The 17,171-nt window shown below is 60.2% G+C and carries 12 protein-coding genes and 4 tRNA genes; 7 read left to right on the forward strand and 9 right to left on the reverse strand.

Translation table 11 applies throughout. The features are described from left to right. Nucleotides 1-31: 31 nt before the first annotated feature. The 5 genes from tig to GIV26_RS03470 form a co-directional block, all read right to left on the reverse strand. Complete coding sequence (tig, locus tag GIV26_RS03450) at nucleotides 32-1,342, reverse strand: trigger factor (RefSeq protein WP_034127949.1); 1,311 nt, start codon at nucleotides 1,340-1,342, stop codon at nucleotides 32-34. A gap of 401 nt (nucleotides 1,343-1,743) precedes the next feature. Continuing rightward, nucleotides 1,744-1,819, reverse strand: a tRNA-His gene (locus GIV26_RS03455). 77 nt (nucleotides 1,820-1,896) lie between these two features. Then, nucleotides 1,897-1,981: transfer RNA gene (locus GIV26_RS03460), tRNA-Leu, on the reverse strand. A gap of 57 nt (nucleotides 1,982-2,038) precedes the next feature. Then, a tRNA-His gene (locus tag GIV26_RS03465) sits at nucleotides 2,039-2,114 on the reverse strand. A gap of 32 nt (nucleotides 2,115-2,146) precedes the next feature. Next, nucleotides 2,147-2,223: transfer RNA gene (locus tag GIV26_RS03470), tRNA-Arg, on the reverse strand. Between the two features lie 275 nt (nucleotides 2,224-2,498). Here GIV26_RS03470 and folD point away from each other — a divergent pair. Together folD and pbpG are read left to right on the forward strand one after the other, a co-directional pair. Beyond that, on the forward strand, nucleotides 2,499-3,353 hold the full coding sequence (gene folD, locus GIV26_RS03475) for a bifunctional methylenetetrahydrofolate dehydrogenase/methenyltetrahydrofolate cyclohydrolase FolD (protein WP_003192259.1): 855 nt from the start codon (nucleotides 2,499-2,501) through the stop codon (nucleotides 3,351-3,353). A 207-nt stretch (nucleotides 3,354-3,560) separates the two neighbouring features. Beyond that, the gene (gene pbpG / locus GIV26_RS03480) at nucleotides 3,561-4,484 is read left to right on the forward strand and encodes a D-alanyl-D-alanine endopeptidase (protein WP_060765164.1); all 924 of its coding nucleotides are present in this window, start codon (nucleotides 3,561-3,563) and stop codon (nucleotides 4,482-4,484) included. Nucleotides 4,485-4,536: 52 nt separating this feature from the next. Here pbpG and GIV26_RS03485 read toward each other — a convergent pair whose 3' ends face one another. Further along, the gene (locus GIV26_RS03485; protein ID WP_236279501.1) at nucleotides 4,537-5,202 is read right to left on the reverse strand and encodes a peptidase C39 family protein; all 666 of its coding nucleotides are present in this window, start codon (nucleotides 5,200-5,202) and stop codon (nucleotides 4,537-4,539) included. 212 nt (nucleotides 5,203-5,414) lie between these two features. On the opposite strand from GIV26_RS03485, the gene GIV26_RS03490 reads away from it, so the two are divergent. Continuing rightward, nucleotides 5,415-5,576 (forward strand): hypothetical protein, encoded by a 162-nt coding sequence (locus tag GIV26_RS03490; protein ID WP_164919344.1) that lies wholly within the window; start codon nucleotides 5,415-5,417, stop codon nucleotides 5,574-5,576. On the opposite strand, the gene GIV26_RS03495 is transcribed toward GIV26_RS03490, so the two are convergent. Continuing rightward, a complete protein-coding gene (locus GIV26_RS03495; RefSeq protein ID WP_034127951.1) occupies nucleotides 5,573-5,983 on the reverse strand; it encodes a PA0061/PA0062 family lipoprotein in 411 nt (136 codons plus the stop codon). The genes GIV26_RS03490 and GIV26_RS03495 overlap by 4 nt on opposite strands. A gap of 206 nt (nucleotides 5,984-6,189) precedes the next feature. On the opposite strand from GIV26_RS03495, the gene GIV26_RS03500 reads away from it, so the two are divergent. Genes GIV26_RS03500 through GIV26_RS03510 form a run of 3 tightly spaced genes read left to right on the forward strand, consistent with a single transcriptional unit; the run spans nucleotide 6,190 to nucleotide 11,969 of the window. Beyond that, complete coding sequence (locus tag GIV26_RS03500; RefSeq protein ID WP_096143792.1) at nucleotides 6,190-9,411, forward strand: efflux RND transporter permease subunit; 3,222 nt, start codon at nucleotides 6,190-6,192, stop codon at nucleotides 9,409-9,411. Continuing rightward, a complete protein-coding gene (locus GIV26_RS03505; RefSeq protein ID WP_236279502.1) occupies nucleotides 9,401-10,570 on the forward strand; it encodes an efflux RND transporter periplasmic adaptor subunit in 1,170 nt (389 codons plus the stop codon). Before GIV26_RS03500 ends, GIV26_RS03505 begins: the two co-directional genes overlap by 11 nt. Continuing rightward, nucleotides 10,554-11,969: an efflux transporter outer membrane subunit gene (locus GIV26_RS03510; RefSeq protein ID WP_034127954.1), complete on the forward strand. Its 1,416-nt coding sequence runs from the start codon at nucleotides 10,554-10,556 to the stop codon at nucleotides 11,967-11,969. The genes GIV26_RS03505 and GIV26_RS03510 overlap by 17 nt, the downstream gene beginning before the upstream one ends. A gap of 119 nt (nucleotides 11,970-12,088) precedes the next feature. Here the strand turns inward: GIV26_RS03510 and GIV26_RS03515 are convergent, their stop codons facing one another. Together GIV26_RS03515 and GIV26_RS03520 are read right to left on the reverse strand one after the other, a co-directional pair. Continuing rightward, a complete protein-coding gene (locus GIV26_RS03515; protein WP_054917386.1) occupies nucleotides 12,089-13,372 on the reverse strand; it encodes a Zn-dependent hydrolase in 1,284 nt (427 codons plus the stop codon). Nucleotides 13,373-13,517: 145 nt separating this feature from the next. Further along, entirely contained in the window at nucleotides 13,518-15,005 is a 1,488-nt protein-coding gene (locus GIV26_RS03520; RefSeq protein WP_054898257.1) for an NCS1 family nucleobase:cation symporter-1, read from the reverse strand. Between the two features lie 593 nt (nucleotides 15,006-15,598). Here GIV26_RS03520 and hydA point away from each other — a divergent pair. Further along, nucleotides 15,599-17,038, forward strand: coding sequence for a dihydropyrimidinase (gene hydA / locus GIV26_RS03525; protein ID WP_236279503.1), 1,440 nt, complete (start codon nucleotides 15,599-15,601; stop codon nucleotides 17,036-17,038). Nucleotides 17,039-17,171 lie beyond the last annotated feature (133 nt).

A 17,171-nucleotide genomic window follows, 5' to 3' on the forward strand; every position in this document is an offset into this window, starting at 1 on the left:
CTTATGGTTGAATTTCCAACGAGTTGGACAATCAGTCGGCTTGTGCTGCTTCCGCCGGTTTGACTGCTTCTTCGTAAGAGACCGCTTTATCGGTCACCTTAGCCTTCTGCAGAACAGTATCCACAACTTGTTCTTCCAGCACAACCGAACGTACTTCGTTCATCTGCTGCTCGTTCTTGTAGTACCAAGCCACGACCTGCTCAGGCTCCTGGTAGGCCGAAGCCATTTCCTGGATCATTTCGCGAACGCGGTCTTCGTCTGGCTTGAGGTCGAACTGCTTGACCACTTCGGCCACGATCAGGCCCAGCACAACGCGGCGCTTGGCTTGCTCTTCGAACAGCTCGGCCGGCAGTTGGTCAGGCTTGATGTTGCCACCAAACTGCTGAACCGCTTGAACGCGCAGGCGATCCACTTCGTTGGACAGCAGGGCCTTAGGCACTTCGATCGGGTTGGCGGCCAGCAGACCGTCCATGACCTGGTTCTTGACCTTGGACTTGATAGCCTGGCGCAGCTCACGCTCCATGTTCTTGCGAACTTCGGTGCGGAAGCCTTCGATGCCGGTTTCCTTGATGCCGAACTGGGCGAAGAACTCTTCGTTCAGCTCTGGCAGCTTAGGCTCGGAAACGCTGTTGACGGTAACGGTGAACTCGGCGGCTTTGCCAGCCAGGTCCAGGTTCTGGTAGTCAGCAGGGAAAGTCAGGTTCAGAACGCGCTCTTCGCCGGCTTTGGCGCCAACCAGGCCGTCTTCGAAACCAGGGATCATGCGGTTGGAACCCAGCACCAGCTGAGTGCCCTTGGAAGAGCCGCCAGCGAAGACTTCGCCGTCAACCTTGCCAACGAAATCGATGTTCAGTTGGTCTTCGTTCTGGGCGGCACGGTCGGCCACTTCAAAACGAGTGTTCTGCTTGCGCAGGATTTCCAGCATGTTGTCCAGGTCCGAATCAGCCACTTCGGCGCTCAGACGCTCGATTTCGATACCTTCGAAACCGGCCACTTCAAATTCCGGGAACACTTCGAATACGGCAACGTATTCCAGGTCCTTGCCCGCTTCCAGGGACTTGGGCTCGATCGAAGGCGAGCCTGCCGGGTTCAGCTTTTGCTCGACAACGGCTTCGTAGAAGGAAGCCTGGATCACGTCACCTACAGCTTCCTGGCGCGCATCGGCACCAAAACGACGCTTGATTTCGCTCATAGGCACTTTGCCTGGACGGAAACCAGCGATCTTGGCCTTTTGGGCAGTCTGCTGCAGACGCTTGTTGACCGCAGTCTCGATACGCTCTGCCGGCACGGTGATGCTCAGGCGGCGCTCGAGAGCAGTAGTATTTTCAACAGAAACTTGCATGGATATTCCTCGTTGCACAGACATTAGCCGGCCATTTCCGACCCCAATCAAGGGCATGCATTCTAGTGGGTCAAACTCAAGAAGTCACCCTACTGAAAACACCGCGAAAAACAGCCGGCAATTTATCGGTACGAAAGCACTGAAGTACCTCGCCCCGGTGACAAATACAGCCAAATTGCGCCAGGGCTCTGCGCCGCCCCTCTCTATATATAGAAGGAACAACCATTCATCTCCCTGACGGCCCGCCCTGCGAACAAGGCGAGCAAGCAACGCGGCATCATCGAGATACATAAATACGACGACACGCCCTGCCGGGGCAGCCCAGCACCTGCAACCACCCAATATCAAACCGCCAAAACCAAAAAAGGCGCCAGACTGTTAAATCTGGCGCCTTTCGAATATGGGGTGGACGAAGGGGATCGAACCCTCGACAACGGGAGTCACAATCCCGTGCTCTACCAACTGAGCTACGCCCACCATATTGCGTTAACAAAGAAACCAAACCACTTCTTTGTTGAGCCCTGCCCCGCCTGACGACCGGGAAAAGCTTTAATTGGTGCGGATGAAGAGACTCGAACTCTTACGCCTCGCGGCGCTGGAACCTAAATCCAGTGTGTCTACCAATTCCACCACATCCGCGCTTGAAGCTCTTAAAGCAAAGGCGCCAGACTGTTAAATCTGGCGCCTTTCAGAATATGGGGTGGACGAAGGGGATCGAACCCTCGACAACGGGAGTCACAATCCCGTGCTCTACCAACTGAGCTACGCCCACCATATAGCGCTACTTGTGCCAAAGCTGCCTAATGGCGCACCCGGCAGGACTCGAACCTGCGACCATCCGCTTAGAAGGCGGATGCTCTATCCAGCTGAGCTACGGGCGCCTTATTAATCTGTACTCTTGGAGGATTACAAACTAAGTGCTTCCAGCCTTGCAGTACAACTATTCTGCTCGACCTTCTTAACCAGTGCTAGGCTGTGCCCGACAAGTGCGACGAATAGTATAGATGCCCTGGAAACCCGTCAAATCTTTTTTGAAAAAAACTGATTTTATTTAAGGGGTTAGGGCAATTTGCAGACCAAGCGCCTTTGCCCTCGCGCCTTGGCATGCGAGAATGCGCGCACTTTTCTTCCCCCTCTCGATGGTTAATCACGCGTAATGACTGCACAACTTATCGACGGCAAATCAATCGCCGCCAGCCTGCGCCAGCAGATCGCCAAACGAGTCACCGAGCGCAGCCAGCAAGGCCTGCGCACGCCTGGCCTCGCGGTGATCCTGGTCGGCAGCGATCCTGCCTCTCAGGTTTATGTCTCGCACAAGCGTAAAGACTGTGAAGAGGTCGGCTTTATTTCCAAGGCCTACGACTTGCCTTCGGACACCACTCAACAGGCCCTGACCGACCTGATTGACAGCCTCAACGATGACCCGGGCATGGACGGCATCCTGCTGCAGCTGCCGCTGCCTGAGCACCTGGACGCCTCCAAGCTGCTGGAGCGCATCCGCCCGGACAAAGACGTCGACGGTTTCCATCCTTATAACGTCGGCCGCCTGGCCCAACGCATTCCCCTGCTGCGCCCATGCACGCCTAAAGGCATCATGACGCTGCTGGAAAGCACCGGTGTCGACCTGTACGGCCTTGACGCTGTGGTGGTGGGCGCATCGAACATCGTCGGTCGCCCGATGGCCATGGAGCTGCTGCTGGCCGGCTGCACCGTGACCGTCACCCATCGCTTCACCAAGGACCTCGCCGGCCACGTCGGCCGTGCCGACCTGGTGGTAGTCGCCGCCGGCAAGCCGGGCCTGGTCAAGGGTGAGTGGATCAAGGAAGGCGCCATCGTTATTGACGTGGGTATCAACCGCCAGGAAGACGGCAAGTTGGTGGGCGACGTGGTGTATGAAACCGCCCTGCCCCGAGCAGGCTGGATCACGCCGGTCCCCGGCGGTGTCGGGCCGATGACCCGGGCCTGCTTGCTGGAAAACACCTTATATGCAGCGGAAACGCTGCACGGTTAATAACCAGAGGTGATGAAAAAGCCCTGCCTTAGTGCAGGGCTTTTTATTGCCCGTAAAAAAACCGTTTTTTCTTAGTTTTTAGGCACTTTCGTCTGGTTCTAGAAGAACATTCGACAGTTCTTCATCCATACTCCTAAAATGTAACGTCATTTGTCTTAAGACCCGTTCTACAACGGCATTTCCTTACTTTTTAGCGAGTTCATCCGCGTGAAAATTCGTCTTTCTATTGTCAGCCTGTTTTTTGCGATAACAGGCACCTTCGCCCACGCTGCCGAATCCACCCTGGCCCCGCGTGACGCCTCCAAGCTGCAGATCGCCTCCGGCAGCGCCATGCTGGTCGACTTGCAGACCAATAAAGTCATTTATTCCAGCAACCCTGACGTGGTGGTACCTATCGCCTCGGTGAGCAAGCTGATGACTGGCCTGATCGTCCTCGAAGCCAAGCAGAATATGGACGAGTACATCGACATCAACATCACCGACACGCCCGAGATGAAAGGCGTGTTCTCCCGGGTGAAGATCGGCAGCCAGATGCCACGCAAGGAAATGCTGCTGATCGCGCTGATGTCTTCGGAAAACCGCGCCGCCGCCAGCCTCGCCCACCACTATCCAGGCGGTTACGCGGCCTTCATTGCCGCGATGAACGCCAAGGCCAAGTCCCTGGGCATGACCAGCACCCACTACGTGGAGCCCACCGGCCTGTCGATCCATAACGTGTCGACCGCCCGCGACCTGAGCAAGCTGCTGGCCTATGCGCGCAAGTTTCCGATGCTGAGCCAGTTGAGCACCACCAAGGAAAAGACCGTGTCGTTCCGCAAGCCTAATTACACCTTGGGCTTCTCCAACACCGATCACCTGATCAACCGCGCCAACTGGGATATCAAGCTGACCAAGACCGGTTTCACCAACCAGGCCGGCCATTGCCTGGTGTTGGTGACGAGCATGGGCAATCGCCCGGTGTCGCTGGTGATTCTGGATGCCTTTGGCAAGTTCACCCATTTTGCCGATGCCAGCCGTATTCGTAGCTGGGTCGAGACCGGCAAAGGCGGCGCAGTGCCGGATGTGGCGCTGCGTTACAAGGCCGATAAAAACCTCAAGAACCGAGCGACCGCTGCGGAAGTGCGTCGATAAGCAACGGTTTTAGTGTGGGAGCGGGCTTGCCCGCTCCCACACTATTTGAGCTTCACTTCTTCTCTGCCAACACCTTGAGCGCTTGGGCCGCCGCTTGCTCCTGCCCCGCCTGCGCCGTGGCGTTGGCCGCATCGCGCCAGCGCTGCACGTCCACATTGGCCGGCAACTGGCTCGGGCGCTGGGTCAGAATGGCCCAATGGCCCGCGCTCGCCCACGCCGACTCGAAGTCGCTGAAGCTCATGATCAGCCGGCGCTCGTTGCCAGAGCGCAACAGCACCGTACTCTTCTGTTGGTTGAACCCCACCACCACGACATAGCGCGCCCCGGACCAATAACTGGTGTTGATCCGCGCCATCACCGGGTAACCCGCCGCCACCTGCGCCAGCACGGCGGTCAGCTTGGCCTCCAGTGGATACACCATCAGCCCGTATTCACGTGCCAACACTTGCATGTTGCGCTCAAGGTCCGCCTCGGCGCCGGGCAGGTGCAGCGGTTTATCAAGCAAACCCGGTGTCATGACAATGCCTTGTTGCGACAGCATGCTGGCAAGTGCCGTAGGACCGCTCTGATAAGCCTCGCTGCGAAAGGTCGGCACGCCAGTGAGTTCAACGCGCTCCGGCAAGCCTGGCAGTTTCGATGGTGTGCTGCTGGCACAGGCCGCCAGCCCAAGGGCAGCGGCGAGCAGCAAGGAGGTTTTAAGGTTCGACCGTAAGCGCAATTTTTTCACTCTCTTGATCAACTGCCGGTAAAGGCCTCCGATCATAGGGCGCCCCGCCCCGCCGGTATAGCCCACTGGCTCAGTAAAGCGGCGCTGATAGAGCAAAGAAGTTGGACCGACTCGACCATTGGTCAATAGCAGGCAACCGCCAGCTGACTAGACTGTCCATTGAGAAGACTGTGTGTGCCCCAAGTGGGCGAAAGGAGGCCCGAATGAGCCTTGCGACAACGATTTTCCTGTTGATCTGTGGTTGGCTGGCCGTCGCCGCCGCCATGCTGTGGGGAGTCATGCGCGTGACGCGCCGGCATCATCACCCCCACGTCAAACCTGCTGCACCTGCAGAACCGCACAAGGCGACGGCGCATCACGCCTAGCCAGGCATGCAATTGAAGTCCTGGGTCGCGGCAATTTCCTTGCCGTGGCCGTCCTCAAGAGACGCGCGCACCGTGGTGCCCAGGCTCGACTCCACCAGGGTGTAGTGCTCACCTGCCTTGAAATGCTTGTACTCGATGCGGCCCTGGCAGTCCTGCTGGTTGTCATCACCCGGCTCGTCTTCAAATAAAGTCACGTCCAGGCGATGGTCACCCGGGGTCACCTCAAAATAGCGCCCATCGTCCACCCGCTTGCCATCGACACGCTCGGCCATCAGGTCATTCGGCGCTTCTTCCTGCAAGCCGATCCAGGCTTCGCTGGGGTCCGCCTTGGGGATCGGGCCGGCGCAGGCCGACAGTAAACAGACAAAGCCAAGGACGGGAACTAACAACAGTGGTTTGAGTGACATGACAGGGCTCCAAAGGGCATGAATGAAAAGCTCGTATCCGATGGCTGACAAGCTTGATGAGCCGCCCTTCCTGGAACAAATGAATCCCTATGAAAGTATCTTCAGCCCTTGACTAAAACTTCCTTCACCTGGCTGAAAGGTGCGTGTTAGGTGGGTCGGTCAAGACTGCCGGGGTTTGCAATCCTGCTCTTCTCGGAGACTCACGCATGCTCGGGCTGGTAAAGACCGCACTGCACAAGCCGTACACCTTCATCGTGCTGGCTATATTCATCTGCATCATCGGGCCGATGGCGGCCCTGCGTACGCCCACGGATGTTTTTCCCGATATCGGCATTCCCGTGGTCGCCGTGGTGTGGCAGTACAACGGCCTGTCTCCGGACGCCATGGCCGGCCGGGTGATCTACACCTACGAACGCTCCCTGAGCACCACCGTCAACGACATCGAACATATCGAGTCGCAATCGTTGCCCGGCATGGGCATCGTCAAGATCTTCTTCCAGCCTGGCGTCGATATCCGTACCGCCAATGCCCAGGTCACGGCGGTGTCACAAACCGTGCTCAAGCAAATGCCACCGGGCATCACCCCGCCGCTGATCCTCAACTACAGCGCTTCCACGGTGCCGATCCTGCAAATGGCGTTCTCCAGCCCCAGCCTTTCGGAAGCCAAAATTCGCGACCTGGTGCAGAACAATATCCGCCTGCCCTTGAGCGCCCTGCCCGGCCTGGCCATGCCCACCCCAATGGGTGGCAAGCAACGGCAGATCACCCTCGACCTCGACCCTCAAGCCCTGGCCGCCAAAGGCTTGTCGGCCCAAGACGTGGGCAACGCCCTGGCGCTGCAGAACCAGATCATCCCGGTGGGCACCGCCAAGCTCGGCCCCAACGAATACACGATCCTGCTCAACAACAGCCCCAAGGCGATTGATGAGCTCAACGACTTGCCGATCAAGACCGTCGACGGTGCGCTGATCACCATCGGCCAAGTGGCCCATGTGCGCGACGGTTCACCACCGCAAACCAATATCGTGCGGGTCGACGGCCATCGCGCCGTGCTGATGCCGGCGCTGAAAAACGGCAGCATCTCCACGCTGTCGATCATCGACGGTATCCGGCAGATGCTGCCGCGCATCAACGAAACCTTGCCACCGTCGCTGAAAACCTCGCTGCTGGGCGATGCCTCGGTGTTCGTCAAGCAGTCGGTGGGCAGCGTGGCCCAGGAAGGCATCATTGCCGCACTGCTCACCAGTGCGATGATCCTGCTGTTTCTCGGCAGTTGGCGCTCGACCTTGATCATCGCCGCGTCGATTCCCCTGGCAGTGCTGTCGGCCATCGCGCTATTGGCCGTCAGTGGGCAAACCCTCAACGTGATGACATTGGGCGGGCTGGCGTTGGCGGTGGGCATCCTGGTGGACGACGCCACGGTGACCATCGAAAACATCAACTGGCACCTGGAGCAAGGCAAGGCGGTGAAGGCCGCGATTCTCGACGGCGCCGCGCAAATCGTCGGCCCGGCTTTCGTCTCGCTGTTGTGCATCTGCATCGTGTTCGTGCCGATGTTTTTGCTGCAAGGCATCGCCGGTTACCTGTTCCGGCCAATGGCGCTGGCGGTGATCTTTGCCATGGCCAGTTCGTTCATTCTCTCGCGTACCCTGGTGCCGACGCTGGCGATGTATTTGCTCAAACCACATAGGCCGGAGGCAGGCGCGGGGCATCATCCGGAAGATGCATTCATCAATCACCACGAGGGTGAACAGCACGTGAGGCCGCGCAATGCGTTGTTGCAATCGGTGCTGAATTTTCAACAGGGATTCGAACGGCACTTTTCCAATATCCGCGACACCTACCATGGCCTGCTGACGCTGGCGCTGGGCGCACGCAAGCGCTTCATTGTCGGGTTCCTGGCCTGCGTACTCGCGTCGTTCCTGCTGTTGCCGAGCCTGGGCCAGGACTTTTTCCCGGCCACCGATGCGGGTGCCTTGGCCCTGCATGTGCGCTTGCCACTGGGCACGCGCATCGAAGAAAGTGCCGCGGCGTTCGATCGCATCGAAGCACGGATCCGCGAGGTCATCCCCGCCGAAGAACTGGACACCATCGTCGACAATATTGGCATTCCGCTCAGCGGCATCGACATGGCCTACAGCAGCAGCGGCACCATCGGCCCGCAGGACGGTGACATCCAGGTCAGCTTGAAAACGCACCACGCGCCCACCGCCGACTATGTGAAAAAACTGCGTGAAGCCCTGCCGCAAAGTTTCCCCGGCAGCCACTTTGCGTTCCTGCCCGCCGACATCAGCAGCCAGATCCTCAACTTCGGCGCTCCCGCCCCTCTGGACGTCAAAATCTCCGGGCGCAATGACGCCGAAAACCGCGCCTATGCCGTCGAGCTTGAACGGCGCTTGCAACATGTACCGGGGATTGCCGACCTGCGGATCCAGCAGTCCACCGGCTACCCCTCGCTGCAAGTAAACGTGGACCGTATGCGCGCCAATGGCCTGGGCATCACCGAGCGTGACGTCACCAACAGCATGGTCGCCTCCCTCGCCGGCAGCTCGCAAACCGCGCCGACCTTCTGGCTCAACCCGGCCAACGGCGTGTCTTACTCCATCGTCGCCGCCACCCCGCAATACCGCCTCGACAGCCTGCCGTCCCTGGAAGCGCTGCCAGTGACCGGTGCCGATGGGCAGGCGCAAATTCTCGGCGGCGTGGCAACCATCTCCCGGGTACAGAGCCCTGCCGTGGTGACCCACTACAACATCGAGCCTACCCTGGACCTGTACGCCAACGTGCAAGGCCGCGACCTCGGCGGTGTGGCCCGCGATGTGCAAAAGGTGCTGGATGATACTGCGTCCCTGCGCCCCAAAGGCGCGACCATCAGCCTGCACGGGCAGATCGATGCGCTGCATGAGGCGTTCAGTGGTTTGAGCTTCGGACTGCTCGGCGCGGTGGTGCTGATCTACTTGCTGATCGTCGTCAACTTCCAGTCGTGGGCCGACCCCTTTGTGATCATCACGGCGTTGCCGGCAGCATTGGCGGGCATCGTGTGGATGCTGTTCCTCAGTGGCACCTCGTTGTCGGTGCCGGCACTCACCGGCGCCATCTTGTGCATGGGCGTGGCCACCGCCAACTCGATCCTGGTGGTGAGCTTCTGCCGTGAGCGCCTGGCCGAACATGGCGATGCGTTGAAAGCCGCGCTGGAAGCCGGCTATACGCGCTTTCGCCCGGTGTGCATGACTGCCCTGGCAATGATCATCGGCATGTTGCCCCTGGCCATTTCCGAGGAGCAGAACGCCCCGCTCGGCCGGGCGGTCATCGGTGGCCTGGTCTTCGCCACCATCGCCACTTTGTTGTTTGTTCCCGTGGTCTTCAGCCTGGTCCACGGTCGTCATCCTACTCGCGCAACTGCTGGAGAAACGCCCCATGTCGCCTGATCAAAAACCCTCGCGCAAGCGTCTGATGCTCCTGGGTGTGGGTGGCCTGACGTTGGCTGCCCTGTTAGTCGCCAGCGGCCTGCACGCGCGTACGCTGCACGAGCAGTCGGTCACCGCCTGGACCGAAGCCGCCGCCGTCCCCCAGGTAATGGTGTTCCAACCCAAGCCAAACGCCGGCGGTGACACCCTGCGCCTGCCCGCCCACCTGGACGCATGGAGCAAAGCGGCGATCCATGCGCGGGTCAGCGGCTACTTGAAGGACTGGAAAGTCGACATCGGTGCCCAGGTCAAGGCCGGGCAAATCCTCGCCGAAATCGACAGCCCAGACCTTGACCAACAACTGGCCCAGGCCCATGCCCGCCTGATCCAGCAACAAGCCAATGCACGCCTGGCAGCCACCACGGCGACCCGCTGGCAAAACCTGCTGGCCAGCCATTCGGTATCGCGCCAGGACGCCGATGAGAAAACCTCCAACGCCGCAGCCGCCAAGGCCAACACCGAAGCCGCCGCAGCGGACTACGCACGACTGTGCGCCCTGGAAAGCTACAAGACCCTGCGCGCGCCGTTCGCCGGCACCATCACCGCCCGCAACACGGACATCGGCCAGTTGATCAAGGCCGATAACGCCGGCGATCCGGAACTGTTCAACATTGCCGACACCCACCAATTGCGCTTGTACGTGCCGGTGCCGCAGAACTATGCAGCGGTGATTCAGACGGGCCTTGAGGCTGAACTGACCGTCCCTGAGCACCCCGGCGAGCACTTCAAGGCACGCCTGATCGGTGACTCCACTGCCATCGACCGCCGCTCCGGCACCCTGCTCGCCCAGTTCGTTGCCGACAACCCCAACGGCGAACTGCTGCCAGGCGATTACGCCGAAGTCACCCTGCCGATTCCGGCCGATACCCATGGCGTGAGCATCCCGGCCAGCGCCTTGATCTTCCGCGCCCAGGGCACCCAGGTTGCGGTACTGGACGGTCGCAACCATGTGCACCTGCAAGACATTCATATTGGCCTGGACCTCGGCGAGCGCCTGGTGATCGACCAAGGCCTGAAGCCTGCTGACCGCATCATCGACAACCCGCCCGACGCCCTGCGCGAAGGCGACCCGGTGCAACTGGCCGACGCCTTGGGAGGTGCGCATGCGCCCAAGGCTTAAGCCGCTGGCAGCACTGATGGTGCTGGCGTTGCAGGGTTGCTCGATGGCGCCCACCTATACGGTGCCGTCGATTGACCTGCCCGCCCACTACCGCGAACAAACCAGCGATGGCCCCTGGCACAGCGCGCAACCGTCGGATCAACTGGCGCCCCAGTGGTGGCAGCTTTACAACGATTCGCGCCTGAACGCGCTGCAACAGCAACTGCTCAAGGCCAACCCGGACCTGGCTGCGGCGCTGGCGCATTTCGATGCGTCCCAGGCCTACGCCAGTCAACTGCACGCGGGCCTTTTCCCGCAAATCACCGCCAGCGCGCAACCGCTGCGCCAACGTCAATCGGATTCACGACCGCTACGCGGCACTACACAGCCGTCGGTGTACAACAGCAATACCGTTGGGTTCTCCCTGGGTTACGACCTCGACCTGTGGGGCAGAATCCGCAACCAGGTCGCTGCGGGCGATGCCCAGGCGCAAGCGTCCTTTGATGATCTGGCGGTGGTGCGCCTGAGCCTGCAACAACAGTTGGCGAGCCTGTATGTGCAGCTCAATGGGCTGGATGCACAGGGCCGAATCCTCAACACGTCGTTGCAGGACTTCAGCCAAGCGTTGCAACTGACCCGCAGCCGTTATGAAGGCCAGATTGCGTCGGAACTGGACCTGACCCGCGCGCAAAACCAACTGGCCGAAGCCAAGGCGCAGCTGGACGAAGTGCGTGGCCAGCGCAACCTCGCCGAGCACGCCATCGGCGAATTGGTGGGCGTGACGGCCAGTGATTTTTCATTGCCGCCCAGCCCGCAGTTAATGGCGTTGCCAAGCATTCCAGCGCAGTTGCCCAGCCACTTGCTGCAGCGTCGTCCAGACATTGCCGCAGCTGAACGTCGTGTGTTTGCGGCCAACGCAACGATCGGCGTGGCCAAGGCGGCGTGGTTCCCGGATTTCAGTTTGACCGGTGTGCTGGGCGGGCAGACCCAAGGCGTTGGCAACCTGCTGTCCGCCGGCAACCGGTATTGGGCACTGGGGCCGCTGATGAACCTGCCGATCTTCGATGGCGGACGCTTGAGCGCCAACGAGCGCCAGGCCAAGGCCGAATTCGAGGAAGCCTCGGCACAGTACCGTAGCCACGTATTGAAAGCCGTGCGTGAGGTGGAAGATAACCTCGCGCAACTGCGGGATTTGCAGCAGCAAGCCGAGGACGAGCAAGCGGCGGCAGAGGCGGCGCAACATACCCAGGCCTTGGCGATGAACAGCTATCAGGCCGGGGCGGTGAGTTACCTGGACGTGGTCACCGCCCAGACCGCCGCGTTGCAGGCACAGAGAACGTTGCAGGCGGTGCAGACCCGGCAGTTGCAGGCGAGCGTGGGACTTTTGACCGCACTCGGCGGCGGCTGGCAGCCGGGTTAATACCCACTGATCGTTCCCACGCTCTGCGTGGGAATGCCGCTCAGGACGCTCTGCGTCTGCCTCTAAAATCGTGACGCGGAGCGTCACAGGGTGCATTCCCACGCGGAGCGTGGGAACGATCAGGCCGCGAGCTGGCCGCTGGCAATGGCCGCTGAAGCGGCCACCATCGCGCGCAACAACACCGCACACCCTGCCGCCAGGTCATCCGGCGCGGCATTTTCGATTTCGTTGTGGCTGATGCCGCCTTCACACGGTACAAAGATCATCCCCGCCGGGCCCAGTTCAGCGACGAAAATCGCGTCGTGCCCTGCCCCGCTGACGATGTCCATGTTCGACAAGCCCAAGCCATTGGCGGCATCGCGCACCGCCTCCACGCAGCCTTTGTCGAAGTACAGCGGCGGGAAGTCTGCCGTGGGCTGCATGTCGAAACTCAAGCCATGTTTGGCGCAGGTGTCTTCGATCACCTGACGCACCTGGGCAATCATCGAGTCCAGCCGTGCCGGTTCCAGATGACGAAAATCCAGGGTCATGCGCACCTCACCGGGAATCACGTTGCGCGATCCCGGATACGCTTGCAGGCATCCCACCGTGCCGCATGCATGGGGCTGGTGCGCCAAGGCCGCAGCGTTCACGGCGGCCACCACCGCTGCCGCGCCTACCAGGGCATCCTTGCGCAAGTGCATGGGTGTAGGGCCGGCATGGGCTTCAACACCGCGCAGCTTCAGGTCAAACCACTTTTGCCCGAGGGCGCCGAGCACCACGCCGATGGTTTTGTGTTCATCCTCCAGAATCGGCCCTTGTTCGATATGGGCCTCGAAATACGCGCCGACCTTATGCCCGCTGACCGACCGTGTTCCGGCATAACCAATCGCGTTCAACGCCTCCCCCACGCTGACGCCGTCCGTATCGACCTTGGCCAGGGTATCGGCCAGGGTGAACTTCTCGGCAAACACCCCTGAGCCCATCATGCACGGCGGGAAACGCGAGCCTTCTTCGTTGGTCCATACCACCACTTCCAGCGGCGCCTCGGTTTCCACATTCAGGTCGTTAAGGGTGCGCAGCACTTCCACACCGGCCAGCACGCCGAAGCAACCGTCGAACTTGCCGCCGGTGGGCTGGGTGTCGATATGGCTGCCGGTCATCACCGGTGGCAGGTCGGGATTGCGGCCGGGACGGCGCGCAAAGATATTGCCGATGCCGTCGATGGTCACGGTGCAACCCGCCGCTTCACACCACTGCACGAAGAGATCGCGAGCCTTGCGGTCGAGGTCGGTAAGGGCCAGGCGACACACTCCGCCTTTGGGGGTGGCGCCGAGTTTGGCCAGGTCCATCAGCGACTGCCACAGACGGTCGCGGTTGATGTGCTGATGGGTCGATTGCAGAACGTCGAGGGCAGCGTTCATGGGGGTCTCCTCAGGCTACAGGTTCTTATGAATTAACGCGGTCAACTGTGGGAGCTGGCTTGCCTGCGATAGCGGTGTGTCAGGCGACACGGCTTTAACTGATAGTCCGCTATCGCAGGCAAGCCAGCTCCCACCTGAACCGTGTTTACAACGGGGATTTGGCGGTGAGTGGACTGCTAGCGCGCTTGGCATTGAGCCCGTAATACAACACCCCGCCCAACGCCGAGCCGGTGAACCAGCCGTAGCTGTAGAACCAGCTGAACGCATCGCTGCCCAGCGACAGCAGCGTCAGCACCACCGGTACGCCAAAGGCGACAAAGCCGCTCCAGTTCCAGGCCGGGTACACGTCGTCGCGGTACAGGCCGGCCAGGTCCAACTGTTGTCTGCGGGTGATGAAATAGTCCACCACCATGATCCCGGCAATCGGCCCCAGCAGGCTTGAATAGCCCAGCAGCCAATTGGAATACACGGTTTCCAGGCTGACGTCCGAGACAATCAGCCCGAGTTTTTTCAGCAGTTCATGAGCCATCAACGCCAGCCCTACCAGGCCGGTGAGAATCACCGCCGTGGTGCGGTTGATCAGCTTGGGCGCGATGTTCTGGAAGTCGTTGGTGGGCGAGACGATGTTCGCCGCAGTGTTGGTGGACAAGGTGGCGACGATGATCAGCGCCATGGCGATGGCCACCCACACCGGGCTCTGGATATGACCAATCAGGCTCACCGGATCGGAGACGCTCACACCCACCAGTTTCACCGAGGCGGCGGTCATGACCACGCCGAGGGCGGCGAACAGGAACATGGTCAGCGGCAAGCCGAAGATCTGCCCCAGAATCTGGTCTTTCTGGCTGTTGGCGTAGCGGCTGAAGTCGGGAATGTTCAGTGACAAGGTGGCCCAGAAGCCCACCATCGCCGTAAGCCCCGCCATGAAGTAACCGGTGAGGCTGGCGCCTTCGGGGCGCTTGGGTGGAATAGCCATCAGCTCGCTGAGGGACACGTTCGGCATCGCCCATACCAGCAGACCAACTCCTACGGCGACCAACAGCGGCGCCGACAAGGTTTCCAGGCGCTTGATCGACTCGGCGCCGCGCAGCACCACCCACAGGTTCAAGCACCAGAACAGCATGAAACCGATCACCTCACCGGTACCGCCGAGGGCTTTCCAGCCGTCGAAAATCGAGCCCAGGAACAGGTGGATCGCCAGCCCGCCGAACATCGTCTGGATACCAAACCAGCCGCAGGCCACCAGCGCGCGGATCAGGCACGGTACGTTGGAACCGAGGATGCCAAAGGACGAACGCAACAGCACCGGAAACGGAATGCCGTACTTGGTGCCGGGAAACGCGTTGAGGGTCAGCGGGATCAACACCACGATATTGGCCAGCAGGATCGCCATCAGCGCCTCCCCCACCGACAGCCCGAAATACGCCGTGAGCACCCCGCCCAGGGTGTAGGTGGGCACGCAGATCGACATGCCGACCCACAGCGCGGTGATGTGCCATTTGTTCCAGGTGCGCTCGTGCACTTTGGTAGGTGCCATATCGTGGTTGTAGCGAGGGCTGTCGAGGACGTCGGGGCCGGCGTCGAGTTCGTACAGGCCGTTGCGCTCGATGACTTGCGATCTGTTCTGTTGCATGGCCGCTCCACGGTTTTTTTAAAATTATTGTTGCTCACCTGCACGCCAGGTTCAGGTGGCCGGAGTACCGCATCAACAACATGACATCCAGGGTTCCGGCCAACTGCCCGTGCACTCAATAACCGTGCCGACAACCGCCTCTGAACCCGCACCGCTTGTATAACTTTCTGATGTTTATCAGCTTTCCAATTGAGCCTGCGCTACTTGCCGCACGCGTCAGGCTAAACAATACGCAAGTTGCCAGAACCTGCAGGTCTCAAACTGGTGCATCACAATTATTTTTATTTCTCGACGCCGTCAAGCGGCATATCTCAAGCGCCTGATTTGCAATAAGAAATATTGAACAGATCAAGAACCTGTCAAGTGCGTCAAAACAGGGTGGGCGTGCTTCATTTTGGTGAAAATAGTATTTTTACCTTATAAATCAATTAGATAAAAACATTAAAGGCTTGATAAAAATCTTCTTGCTCATTCGAAAAACTCGGGCTAGTTTCTATTCCTGTCACCGATGACAGGAATTAACCGACCCTCGGTACGCAGTATTACAACACTTAGAACTGGCACAAGCCGGTCAAGCCTGTGAGGAACTCGACATGTCGCTGTTGATCCGTGGCGCCACCGTTATTACCCATGATGAAAGTTACCGCGCCGATGTGTTATGCGCAAAGGGTCTAATTCGCGCCATTGGCACGAATCTGGATATTCCCGCAGGCTGCGAAATACTCGATGGCAGCGGCCAATACTTGATGCCAGGCGGCATTGACCCCCATACCCATATGCAACTGCCCTTCATGGGCACCGTGGCCAGTGAAGACTTTTTCAGTGGCACGGCGGCAGGCTTGGCCGGTGGTACCACGTCGATCATCGACTTCGTGATTCCCAACCCACAGCAATCGCTGATGGAAGCTTTCCACCAGTGGCGCGGCTGGGCCGAAAAGTCTGCCGCCGACTACGGGTTTCACGTAGCGATCACTTGGTGGAGCGAGCAGGTACGCGAGGAAATGGCCGAGCTGGTCAGCCATCACGGCATCAACAGCTTCAAGCATTTCATGGCCTACAAGAACGCGATCATGGCTGCCGATGACACCTTGGTCGCCAGTTTCGAACGCTGCCTGGAACTCGGTGCGGTGCCCACGGTGCATGCCGAAAATGGCGAGCTGGTGTACCACCTGCAACGCAAGCTGATGGCCCAGGGTATCACCGGGCCGGAAGCCCATCCGCTGTCGCGCCCGTCCCAGGTGGAAGGCGAAGCGGCCAGCCGTGCCATCCGAATTGCTGAGACCATCGGCACGCCGCTGTACCTGGTGCATGTGTCGACGAAGGAAGCCCTGGATGAAATCACCTATGCCCGAGGCAAAGGCCAGGCGGTGTACGGTGAAGTACTCGCCGGCCACCTGTTGCTCGATGACAGCGTGTACCAACACTCCGACTGGCAGACCGCCGCCGGCTATGTGATGAGCCCGCCATTCCGCCCACGCGGGCACCAAGAGGCGCTGTGGCACGGCCTGCAAGCGGGCAACCTGCACACCACCGCCACCGACCACTGCTGTTTCTGCGCCGAGCAAAAAGCCGCCGGGCGTGACGACTTCAGCAAGATCCCCAACGGTACCGCCGGCATTGAAGACCGCATGGCGCTGCTGTGGCACGAAGGCGTCAATACCGGGCGTTTGTCGATGCAGGAATTTGTCGCGCTGACCTCCACCAACACCGCGAAGATCTTCAACCTCTACCCACGCAAAGGCGCGATACGCGTAGGCGCCGATGCCGACCTGGTGCTATGGGACCCCGAGGGCACGCGGACCATTTCCGCCAAGACCCACCATCAGCAGGTGGACTTCAACATCTTCGAAGGCAAGACCGTGCGCGGCGTGCCCAGCCACACCATCAGCCAGGGCAAGCTGGTGTGGGCCGATGGTGACCTGCGCGCGCAGCGAGGGGCCGGGCGGTATGTGCAGCGGCCGGCGTATCCCTCGGTGTTCGAGCAGTTGAGCAAGCGGGCAGCGCTTTGCAAGCCAGTGGCCGTGAAGCGCTGAGTCCAAAAAAAGCGGACGCGGAGCGTCCAGTGAGGCTTTCCCACGCAGAGCGTGGGAACGATCGCCCATCAGAGGCAGCACCTCAATAACCGTGAGGCCAACCCCGTGATCCAGACCCTGACACACCTCCCCC

This window comes from Pseudomonas sp. PA-1-3F, from assembly GCF_021609665.1.
GTDB lineage: Bacteria > Pseudomonadota > Gammaproteobacteria > Pseudomonadales > Pseudomonadaceae > Aquipseudomonas > Aquipseudomonas paracarnis.